Origin of the sequence: Streptomyces sp. NPDC059003 (assembly GCF_042740445.1) — a bacterium.
Taxonomy (GTDB): domain Bacteria; phylum Actinomycetota; class Actinomycetes; order Streptomycetales; family Streptomycetaceae; genus Streptomyces.
In genome coordinates this window covers 1-12290 of the sequence record NZ_JBHYJH010000089.1, presented here as the reverse complement: position 1 = coordinate 12290, position 12290 = coordinate 1, and the positions used below count along the sequence as shown (strand labels likewise).

Sequence of the window (12290 nt, the reverse complement as noted above, 5' to 3'; positions counted from 1 at the left end):
TGCGTCCGGCGTTCCACGATCACGCGCGTACGGGCGGGCGTCAACCCTGAACAGCCCCTGACGCCGCGGTGGCACGGACGCCCGCGGAACCGGGACGAAGAGGGGGAAGCCGGGAGCGGACCGGGCTGAGGGGTCGGGGGCACGTTAGGGGCGATCAGGGGTTGGGGGCGCGTTTTTGGCCTGCGTAGCGTTCCCCGCAAGCGCGCGTCGTAAGGAATCGGCGCCATTCGACCCGGGGTGGCTTTGGTGGGCAATCAGGAGAAACTTCTTGACTACCTCAAGCGCGCGACCACGGACTTGCGTGCCGCCCGCCGACGCGTCAGCGAGCTCGAACAGCGCGAGCGGGAGCCGATCGCCGTGGTCGCGATGGCGTGCCGCTATCCGGGCGGCGTGGACTCGCCCGAGGGGCTGTGGCGCCTCGTCGACGAGGGCGTCGACGCGGTGTCGGACTTCCCGGTCGACCGCGGTTGGGCCGTCGAGGACCTCTACGACCCCGAGCCCGGCAAGCCCGGGAAGACCGTGGCCCGTGAGGGTGGATTCCTGTACGACGCCGGTGACTTCGACCCGGAGTTCTTCGGCATCAGCCCGCGTGAGGCCAGGGAGACCGACCCGCAGCAGCGCCTGCTGCTGGAGGTGTCCTGGGAGGTCCTCGAACGCGCCGGGATCGACCCGTCGTCGCTGAAGGGCAGCTCGACCGGCGTGTTCGCCGGAGTCATGTACCACGACTACGTGAAGGGCAGCAGCGGCGGCAGCCTCGTCTCGGGCCGCGTCGCCTACACGTTGGGCCTCGAAGGCCCCGCGGTGACCCTGGACACCGCCTGCTCCTCGTCGCTGGTCGCCCTGCACACGGCGATCCAGTCGTTGCGCTCGGGGGACTGCGCGCTCGCGCTCGCGGGCGGGGTGACGGTGATGTCGACCCCCGAGATGTTCGTCTACTTCAGCGAACAGCGCGGCATGGCGACGGACGGCCGCTGCAAGTCCTTCGGCGCGGCGGCGAACGGCATCGGCTGCTCCGAAGGCGCCGGAATGCTGCTCCTGGAACGGCTGTCCGACGCCCGTCGCAACGGCCACCCGGTCCTCGCGGTCGTACGCGGCAGCGCCCTGAACCAGGACGGCGCCAGCAACGGCCTGACCGCGCCCAACGGCCCCTCGCAGCGCCGGGTGATCCAACAGGCGCTGGCGAACGCGGAGTTGTCGGCGGCCGACGTGGACGTGGTCGAGGCGCACGGCACGGGCACGGTCCTCGGCGATCCGATCGAGGCGCAGGCACTGCTCGCCACGTACGGCCAGGAGCGCGCGGAAGGCCGTCCCCTGTGGCTCGGCTCGATCAAGTCGAACATCGGTCACAGCCAGGCGGCGGCCGGTGTGGCGGGGATCATCAAGGTCGTCGAGTCGATGCGGCACGGGGTGATGCCGCGGACGCTGCACGCGGACGAGCCGTCGTCGCAGGTGGACTGGGAGGCGGGGGACGTCCGGCTCCTCACCGAGGCACGGGAGTGGCCGCGGCAGGACCGCCCGCGCCGCGCCGCGGTCTCCTCGTTCGGGATCAGCGGCACCAACGCCCACGTGATCATTGAAGAGGCCCCGCCGGTCGAGGAAGAGCCGGGGGAGCGGCGGGAGTTGCCGGTCGTTCCGCTGGTGGTGTCGGCGAGCACGCGGGCGGCGCTCGACGCTCAGGTCGGCCAGTACTCCGCGGTCGAGCGGGACGACCTGGACGTGGCGTTCTCGGCGGCGACCGGTCGGGCCGCTCTTGAGCACCGTGCGGTGGTGGTGGGGGCCGAGACCGTCGTCGGTTCGGTGGCCGAGGGCAAGGTGGCGTTCCTGTTCACCGGGCAGGGCAGCCAGCGGGTCGGTATGGGGCGGGAGTTGTACGAGGCGTTCCCGGTGTTCGCGGGGGCGTTCGACGAGGTGTGTGCCTTGCCGGGGATGGCTGAGGTGCGCGAGGTCATGTGGGGTGATGCGGAGGCGCTGAACCGTACGGAGTTCACGCAGCCTGCTGTGTTCGCCCTTGAGGTGGCGTTGTTCCGGCTGGTGGAGTCGTGGGGTGTCAGGCCGGATTTCCTTGCCGGGCATTCGATCGGGGAGTTGGCGGCCGCGCATGTGGCGGGGGTGCTGAGTCTGGAGGATGCGGCGCGGCTGGTGGTGGCGCGTGGGCAGTTGATGCAGGCGCTGCCCTCGGGTGGGGCGATGGTGGCGATCCAGGCTACGGAGGATGAGGTCGCCCCGCTGCTCACCGACGAGGTGGGCCTGGCTGCCGTCAACGGGCCGACGTCCGTGGTCGTCTCCGGCGCGGAGGACGCGGTGAACGCGGTCGTCGGGCACTTCGGTGACCGCAAGACCCGTCGTCTCACCGTCTCGCACGCGTTCCACTCGCCGTTGATGGACCCGATGCTTGAGGACTTCCGCAAGGTCGCCGAGTCCGTCAGCTTCCATGAGCCGAGGATCCGGCTGGCCAAGGACATGGCGTTCGCCGAGTACTGGGTGCGGCACGTGCGCGACGCGGTGCGGTTCGCCGATGACGTACGCCGTCTCCAGGACGAAGGCGTGACGCGGTTCCTGGAGATCGGCCCCGACGGCGTGCTGACCACGATGGTCGAAGGACCGGTCGCGGCGGCCACCCTGCGCCGTGACCGGCCGGAGGTCGAGAGCCTGTTCAGCGGTGTCGGGCGGCTGTACGTGGCGGGTGTGCCGGTCGACTGGAACGCCGTCTTCGCGGGGCGCGGGGCGCGGCGCGTCGATGTGCCGACCTATCCCTTCCAGCGCGAGCGGTACTGGCTGATCGAGCAGTCGGGCACCGTCGCCGGGGCGGACGCGGTCGACCATCCGCTGCTGACCTCGATGGTGGAGCTGCCCGAGAACGGCGGGGCCGTGTTCACCGGGCGGCTCGGACTCGACGCGCAGGCCTGGCTCGCCGACCATGACGCCCTCGGCGCGGTCGTGGTGCCCGGGGAGGCGTTCCTGGAGCTGGCCCTGTTCGCCGCCGAGCTGACCGGCCGGGGCCGGGTCGAGGAACTCGACGTGCACGCGCCGCTCGTCATGACCGACACCGCGGACGTCGTGACGCTGCGCGTGATGGTCGACGAGGCCGGATCCGTCAGCGTGCACGCGCGCCGTGACGACCAGGCGGCCTGGGTGAAGCACGCCGCGGGCGTGCTGGCCTCAGCGCCGTCCGACGAGTCCGAGGCCTCCGGGTTCGGCGAGGCGTCGTGGCCGCGCGACGACGAGTCGTACGCCGCCGTGCTCGCCGCCGCCGCGCAGGCCGCGGGCCTTCGTCCCGGCGGGGAGCCGCTGCTCGCCCACGCGTGGCGCGGCGCGTCGGTGCGCGTCGACCAGGAGGGGCGTCCCGTCCTGTCGGTGGAGTCGGCCGAGACGCGCGCGCTCTCCACGGACGAGCTGCGGGCCCACACCGGCGGCCGTGAATCGCTCTTCCACCTCGAATGGGTCGAGCCGTCGGCACCCGTCGCGCCCGCCTCACTCGCCGGCTCCGAGACCGGGACGCACGTCGTCTACGAGTGCCCGCCCCTGGAAGAGGCGACGCCGGAAGCCTTCCGCGCGCTCACCGGCCGCGTCCTTCCCGTCATCCAGCAGTGGGTGACCGGCGAGCAGTCCGCAGCCGCCAAGCTCGTGGTCGTCACGCGCGGAGCGGTCGACGGCGGCGAGCTCGGGCACGCGGCGGTGTGGGGCCTGGTGCGCGCGGCGGAGTCGGAGTACCCGGGCCGGTTCGTCCTGGTGGACCTCGACGCCGGCACCGATCCCGGCACCGACGCCGAACTGGTCGAGGAGGCGCTGCGGCTCGGCGAGACCGGGACCGAGCCCGAGATCGCCGTGCGCGACGGCGCGCTGCGCGTACCGAGGCTGGCCCGCGTCCCGGCGGTGGCGGCTCCCACCCCTGGTCCCACCCCTGGTCCCACCCCCGACCGTGCCCCTGGCAGTGCCTCTGGCAGTGCCTCTGCGTGGGACTCGCAAGGAACGGTCCTGATCACGGGCGGCATGAACGGGCTCGGCGCCCTGACGGCCCGTCACCTGGCCACCGCGCACGGCGTGAAGAGCCTGCTCCTCACCAGCCGCCGAGGCATGGAAGCGCCGGGCGCGGCCGACCTGGTGGCGGAGCTGACCGCCGCGGGCGCCGAGGTGGAGGTCGCCGCCTGCGACGTCGCCGACCGGGACGCGCTCGCCGCGCTGGTGTCCGGACGGACCCTGACCGGCGTCGTGCACTCGGCCGGAGTGCTGGACGACGCGTTGATCGGGGCGCTGACGCCCGATCGCGTCGACGCCGTCATGCGGCCGAAGGTGGACGCCGCCTGGCATCTGCACGAGCTCACCCGCGACCAGGAACTGTCGGCGTTCGTGATCTACTCGTCCGTCGCGGGCACGCTCGGCGGCGCCGGGCAGGGCAACTACGCCGCGGCGAACGCCTGGCTCGACGCGCTCGCCCGGCACCGCGCCGCCCAGGGGCTGCCCGCGCTGACGCTGGGCTGGGGACCCTGGGTGCACGTCGGGGGCATGGCCGACCGCATCGACGACGCCGAGCTGCAGCGGCTGCGCCGCTCGGGCATGCCGCCGCTGTCCCCCGACGAGGGCCTCGCGCTCCTGGACGCGGCGCTCCTGCCCGGCCGGCCCGCCATGACGCTTCCGGTCCGCTTCGACCCGGCCGTGCTGCGCTCACAGGCAGAGGCGGGCACGCTCCCCGCCGTGTTCAGCGGCCTGGTACGCGCAGGGGCCCGCCGCGCGCCGTCCGGCGGGGTCACGTGGGAGCGCCTCGCCGGGCTGACCGACGCGGACCGGGACGAGTTCCTCCTTGAGCTGGTCCGCGGCCACGTCGCCCGCGTACTCGGACACGGCGGCGCCGACGCGGTGCCGCCGGGGCGCGCCCTGAACGAGCTCGGCCTCACCTCGCTGGGCGCCGTGGAGCTGCGCAACGCGCTCATCGCCGAGACCGGCCTGCCGCTGCCCCCGACCCTGGCCTTCGACCACCCGACCTGCCGCGCCATCGCCACGCTCCTGCACGACGGGCTGCGGCCGGACGACGGGACCGACCGGGCCGCGCCGCTGCTGTCCGAACTGAGCCGGATCGAGGCCGCCCTGGCCGAGCTGGTGTCGGACGACGAAGCCCACGCCAAGGTCACGGCCCGGCTCGAAGCGGTGTCGCGGCGGGCCGTCGACGCCCGCAGCGGGGTGGCGCAGGAGCCGGGCGGCGACCTGGTGCCCGACTCCGACGACGAGCTGTTCGAGGTGCTGAACAAGGAACTGGGCCTGTCCTGACGGACCCCTGCCTTAGTGCTGACCTCCCGTTGTGACCTCCAGTTGTGCCCTTCCACGGATGGATTGATGACGATGTCGCAGGACTCCAACGACGACCGGCTCCGCGAGTATCTGCGGCTCGCCACAGGTGAGTTGCAGCAGACCCGGCGTCGTCTGCGCGAGGTGGAGGCCCGGGAGCGGGAGCCGATCGCGATCGTGGGAATGGCGTGCCGGTTCCCCGGTGGCGCGGTCTCGCCGGAGGGGCTGTGGGACCTGGTCGCCGACGGCCGCGAGACGGTGGGCGAGTTCCCCACCGACCGCGGCTGGAACCTGGACGGGCTTTACGACCCGGACGGCACGGGCGAGCACACCAGCTACGTCAACCGGGGCAGCTTCCTGGCCGACGCGGGCGACTTTGACCCGGAGTTCTTCGGGATCGCCCCGAACGAGGCCCTGGTCATGGACCCGCAGCAGCGGCTCCTCCTCGAAACCTCCTGGGAGGCGGTGGAGCGGGCCGGCATCGATCCGTCGTCGCTGAAGGGCAGCACGACGGGGGTGTACGCCGGGCTCGTCTACCACGACTACCCGAGCAGCACCGTGACCGGGGCGCTCGTCTCCGGCCGCGTCGCCTACACCATGGGTCTCGAAGGACCGGCGGTGACGGTGGACACCGCGTGCTCGTCGTCGCTCGTCGCGCTTGACCTGGCGGTCAAGGCGCTGCGCGGCAGGGAGTGCTCGCTCGCCCTTGCGGGCGGGGCGACGGTCATGTCGACGCCGATCACGTTCGTGGAGTTCAGCCGGCAGCGGGGCCTGTCGGTGGACGGGCGGTGCAAGGCGTTCGCCGCGGCGGCGGACGGCACCGGATGGGGCGAGGGCGTGGGCGTGCTGCTCCTGGAACGCCTCTCGGACGCCCGCCGCAACGGCCACCCCGTGCTCGCGGTCGTACGCGGCAGCGCCGTCAACCAGGACGGCGCCAGCAACGGCCTCACCGCGCCGAACGGCCCCTCCCAGCGCCGGGTGATCCAGCAGGCGCTGGCCAACGCGAGCCTGTCGGCGGCCGATGTGGACGTCGTCGAGGCACACGGCACCGGCACCACGCTCGGCGACCCCATCGAGGCGCAGGCGCTGCTCGCCACCTACGGGCAGGACCGCCCCGACGACCGGCCGCTGTGGCTGGGGTCGGTCAAGTCGAACATCGGCCACACCCAGGCCGCGGCCGGTGTGGCGGGGATCATCAAGGTCGTCGAGGCGATGCGGCACGGGGTGATGCCGCGGACGCTGCACGTCGACGAGCCGACACCCCAGGTCGACTGGGCGGCCGGCAACGTCCGGCTGCTCACCGGGACCCGCCCCTGGCCGCAGCGCGACGGCACGCGCCGCGCCGCCGTGTCGTCGTTCGGGGCCAGCGGGACGAACGCACACGTCATCCTGGAAGGCGCCCCGCCGGTCGAGGACGCGGCCGAACCCGAGGAGCGCCGGGAGCTCCCGGCCGTGCCGATCGTGGTGTCGGCCAGGACCAGCGAGGCCCTGCGGCTTCAGGTCGAGCGGTTCACCGCGGTCGAGCGGGACGCCCTGGACGTGGCGTTCTCGGCGGCGACCGGCCGGGCCGCCTTCGAGCATCGTGCGGTGGTGGTGGGCTCCGAGACCGTCGTCGGTGCGGTGGCCGAGGGCAAGGTGGCGTTCCTGTTCACCGGGCAGGGCAGTCAACGCCTGGGCATGGGACGGGAGTTGTACGAGACGTTCCCCGCCTTCGCGGCGGCGTTCGACGAGGTGTGCGCCCTGCCGGGGATGGGCGAGGTGCGCCAGGTCATGTGGGGCGACGAGGAGGCGCTGAACCGTACGGAGTTCACGCAGCCCGCCGTCTTCGCGCTCGAAGTGGCGTTGTTCCGGCTGGTCGAGTCATGGGGCGTCAGGCCCGACTTCGTGGCCGGGCATTCGATCGGGGAGCTGGCGGCCGCACATGTGGCGGGCGTGCTGAGTCTTGAGGATGCGGCGCGGCTCGTCGTGGCGCGTGGGCAGTTGATGCAGGCGCTGCCCTCGGGCGGGGCGATGGTGGCGATCCAGGCCACCGAGGACGAGGTCACTCCGCTCCTCACCGATGAGGTGGGCATCGCCGCGGTCAACACCCCGACCTCCGTGGTGGTGTCCGGTGCCGAGGACGCCGTGATGGCGGTCGTGGGCCGGTTCGGCGACCGCAAGACGCACCGGCTGAAGGTCTCGCACGCGTTCCACTCGCCGTTGATGGACCCGATGCTTGAGGACTTCCGCAAGGTCGCCGAGTCCGTCACCTACCACCAGCCCGCCATCCGCTTCCCCAAGGACGTGGCCTCTGCCGAGTACTGGGTGCGGCATGTGCGCGACGCGGTGCGGTTCGCCGATGACGTACGCCGCCTTGAGGACGAGGGCGTGACCCGGTTCCTGGAGATCGGCCCCGACGGCGTACTGACCACGATGGTCGAAGGACCGGTCGCGGCGGCCACGCTCCGTCGTGAGCGGCCCGAGACCGCGACGCTGCTGGGCGGCGTGGGACGGCTGTACGCGGCGGGCGTGCCGGTGGACTGGAAGGCGGTGCTCGCCGGGCGCGGTGCCCAGCGCGTGGACCTGCCGACCTACCCGTTCCAGCGCAAGCGCTACTGGCTGATCGACGAGGCCGCCCACGCGGATCCGGCGTCCATGGGCCTGGGCGCGCCCCGGCACCCGCTGCTCGGCGCCACGGTCATGGTGGCCGACTCCGACAGGCTGATCCTCACCGGACGGCTCTCCGTCGGCTCCCAGCCGTGGCTGGCCGACCACACGGTGGACGGCACCGTCGTCTTCCCCGGCACCGGCTTCGTCGAACTGGCGGTGCGCGCGGGCGACGAGGTCGGCTGCGGCCGCGTCGAGGAGCTGACGGCCGAGGCGCCGCTGATCCTTCCGGAGCGCGGCGGCGTCGCCGTGCAGGCCGTGGTCGAGGCCGAAGACGCCTCCGGATACCGCCCCGTAGCGGTGTACGCCCGTGACGAGCAGGCGATCGACGCCCCGTGGACGCGGCATGCGACGGGGCTCCTGACCGCGGGCCTGACCACGGGGAACGAGCTGGTCGAATGGCCCCCGACCGGCGCCGAGCCGGTCGGCACCGACGGCTTCTACGACCGCCTCGGCGACGCGGGCCTGGCGTACGGCCCGGCGTTCCAGGGTCTGCGGGCCGCCTGGCGGCGCGGCGACGACGTCTTCGCCGAGGTCAGCCTCCCCGAGAACGTGGAGTCGGCGGCGTTCGGCCTGCACCCGGCCGCGCTCGACGCGGGGCTCCGCGCCTTCGCGCTGTCCGACGCGTACGAGGGCGACGCGGCGCTCCTGCCGTCCTCCTGGAGGGGCGTGGAACTGCACGCGTCCGGCGCGGGCGCCCTGCGGGTCCACCTCAGCCGCCTAGACGACGGCGCCGTCAGCCTGGCCCTCGCCGACGCGACGGGCGAACCCGTCGCCACCGTCGAGAGCCTGACCCTGAGCCCCGCCTCCGCGCTGGGAACGACGCAGACCGACTCGCTCTACCGCATCACGTGGACACCGGTCGACGCGAGCGCCGCCGCCTCCGCGTCCACGGATGCCGCCGCCACGGAGACCGTGCCCGAGGACACCGACGTACTCCGCGTCGACGGCCCCGACGCGGGCGCCGCCGTGCACCGGGCACTCGAAGCGCTGCAGTCCGCGCCAGCGCGTCTCGTCGTGGTCACGCGGGGCGCGGTGTCGGTCGACGGTGAGGACGTGACCGATCTGGCCGGTGCGGCGGTGTGGGGCCTGGTGCGCAGTGCGCAGTCGGAGGAGCCGGGCCGGTTCTTCCTGCTCGACCTGGACGACGACACCGCCGACGGCGAACAGGCGGCTGTAGCGCGGATGTTGGCCACCGGGGAGCCGCAGGTGGCGCTCCGGGAGGGACGGTGCGTCGCGCCGCGGCTCGCGCGGTTGGCGCTGGAGTCGGCTGCGGAGTCGGTCGCGGAGTCGGTGCCGTCGTCGGTGTTCGGCGACAGCGTGCTGGTGACGGGTGCGTCGGGTGCGCTGGGTGGTCTGGTCGCGCGGCATCTGGTGACGGAGCACGGCGTACGGCGGCTGCTGCTCGCCAGTCGCCGGGGGATGGACGCGCCGGGTGCGGCCGAGCTGGTGGAGGAGTTGGCCCGGCTCGGTGCCGAGGTGGAGGTGGCCGCGTGTGACGTGGCCGACCGCGAGGCACTGGCTGGGCTGTTGGCAGGGCGGTCGCTGAGCGGTGTCGTGCATGCGGCGGGCGTACTGGACGACGGGGTGATCGCCTCGCTGACTCCGGAGCGCCTGGCGAAGGTGTGGGCGCCCAAGGCGCAGGCCGCGCTGCATCTGCATGAGCTGACGCGCGACATGGACCTGACGGCCTTCGTGATGTTCTCGTCCGCCGCCGGGGTCCTCGGTGTCGGCGGCCAGGGCAACTACGCGGCGGCCAACGCCTTCCTGGACGCCCTGGCGGTGCACCGTCGGGCCCAGGGCCTGTCGGCGCAGTCCCTGGCCTGGGGCCCTTGGAGCCAGGCCGCCGGTATGGCGGGCAGCCTCGACGAGGCCGACCGGATGCGCATGGAACGCAGCGGCATCCTCTCCCTGTCCAACCGCGACGGCCTCGCGCTCCTCGACGCCGCGGCACGGACGGCTGAGCCCGCCGCGATCCCCCTGAAGCTGAACCTCGCGGCGGTCCGCGCCGGCGGCGCGATACCGGAGCTGCTGCGCGGCCTGATCCCCGTCGTCACCCGTGGCGCCGCCCGGACCCGCACCGACGCGGACGGAATCCGCCGACGGCTCCAGGGCCTGGCCGAAGGACAGCGGCTGGACATGCTCCTGACCCTGGTCCGCGCCCAGACCGCCACGACCCTCGGCCACGCGGGACCGGAGGCCGTCGGACCGGAGCGCACGTTCCGCGACCTCGGGATCGACTCCCTGGGAGCGATGGAACTCCGCAACGGCCTCGGCGGCGCCACGGGCCTGCACCTCCCCGCGACACTGGTGTACGACTACCCCACCCCCGCCGACCTCGCGCGCCACCTCCTCGACGGGATCTCGGGGACCGTGCACGAGGACCACGTCACCCCCGTCGTGACCCCGGCCGACGACGACCCGATCGCCATCATCGGCATGGCGTGCCGCTACCCGGGCGGGGCCGCGACCCCGGAGGACCTGTGGCGCCTGGTGGCCGAGGGAGCGGACGTCATCTCGGGATTCCCCGTCGACCGGGGCTGGGAGGCGGAGCGGATCTACGACCCCACCGGCAGCCGACCGCAGACCAGCTACGTCAACCAGGGCGGATTCCTCCACGAGGCGGCCCAGTTCGACCCCGGCTTCTTCGGGATCGCCCCGAACGAGGCCCTGGCCATGGACCCGCAGCAGCGGCTGCTCCTCGAGACGTCCTGGGAGGCGCTGGAGCGCGCCGGGATCGACCCGACGACCCTCAAGGGCAGCGCCACCGGTGTCTTCACCGGGATGACGTACCACGACTACAGCCACAACAGCAGCACCGGCGCCATCGCTTCCGGCCGCGTGTCCTACACCCTGGGCCTCGAAGGCCCGGCGGTCACCATCGACACCGCCTGCTCCTCCTCACTCGTCGCCCTGCACTGGGCCGCCCAGGCGCTGCGCTCCGGCGAATGCACGCTCGCCCTCGCCAGCGGCGTCGCCGTGATGGCGACCCCGGAGAACTTCATCGAGTTCAGCGAGCAGCGGGGCCTGTCCTCCGACGGCCGGTGCAAGTCGTACGCGGCCGCCGCGGACGGCACCAGCTGGGGTGAGGGCGTGGGCATGCTGCTTGTCGAGCGGCTGTCCGACGCCCGGCGCAACGGCCACCCCGTGCTCGCGGTGGTACGCGGTACGGCGATCAACCAGGACGGCGCCAGCAATGGCCTGACGGCCCCGAACGGTCCCGCCCAACAGCGGGTGATCCGCCAGGCGTTGGCCAACGCGCGCCTCGCGGCCGACGAGGTCGACGTGGTGGAGGGCCACGGCACCGGCACCACCCTGGGCGACCCCATCGAGGCGCAGGCCCTGCTCGCCACGTACGGCCAGGAGCGCGCGGGGGGTCATCCCCTGTGGCTCGGCTCGATCAAGTCGAACATCGGTCACACGCAGGCCGCCGCCGGTGTCGCGAGCATCATCAAGATGGTGCAGGCGATGCGGCACGGCATGCTGCCCAAGACACTGCACGTGGATGAGCCGTCGTCGCAGGTGGACTGGGAGGCGGGCGCCGTCCGGCTGCTCACCGAGGCCCAGGAGTGGCCGGAGCGGGAGCGTCCGCGGCGTGCGGCCGTGTCGTCCTTCGGGATCAGCGGCACCAACGCCCACATCATCATCGAGGAAGCCCCGGTGGTGGCGGAAGCACCGGTGGAGCGCCAGGAGTTGCCGGTCGTTCCGCTGGTGGTGTCGGCCCGGACGCGTACGGCCCTCGACGCCCAGATCGACCGGTTCACGTCCCTCGGCCAGGACGCGTTGGACGTGGCGTACTCGGCGGCGACGGGCCGCGCGGCGCTCGACCATCGCGCGGTGCTTGTCGGGTCGGAGACCGTGGTCGGTTCCGTGACCGAGGGCAAGCTGGCGTTCCTGTTCACCGGTCAGGGCAGTCAACGTCTGGGCATGGGGCGGGAGTTGTACGAGACGTTCCCGGCCTTCGCGGCGGCGTTCGACGAGGTGTGTGCCCAGCTCGATGCGCAGCTCGGTGTGCAGCTCGATGTGCGTGAGGTCATGTGGGGTGATGAGGAGGCGCTGAACCGTACGGAGTTCACGCAGCCCGCCGTGTTCGCCCTTGAAGTGGCGTTGTTCCGGCTGGTGGAGAGCTGGGGGATCCGTCCGGACTTCCTGGCCGGGCATTCGATTGGTGAGTTGGCGGCCGCGCATGTGGCGGGTGTGCTGAGTCTGGAGGATGCGGCGAGGCTGATTGCGGCGCGGGGTCGGCTGATGCAGGCGCTGCCCTCGGGCGGGGCGATGGTGGCGATCCAGGCCACCGAGGACGAGGTCACTCCGCTGCTCACCGGCGAGGTGGGCCTGGCCGCCGTCAACGGGCCTTCGGCGGT

1 protein-coding gene and 1 pseudogene are annotated in these 12290 nt (G+C 72.9%); both read left to right on the top strand.

Features of this window, described 5'->3' with window-relative positions; translation table 11 throughout:
* Positions 1–246: 246 nt before the first annotated feature.
* Positions 247–5262, top strand: a pseudogene (locus ACFWZ5_RS27410) (SDR family NAD(P)-dependent oxidoreductase); the annotation flags it as partial.
* A 72-nt stretch (positions 5263–5334) separates the two neighbouring features.
* Positions 5335–12290 (top strand): SDR family NAD(P)-dependent oxidoreductase (locus ACFWZ5_RS27405; RefSeq protein ID WP_384891365.1); only part of this gene is annotated, 6956 nt, incomplete at its 3' end.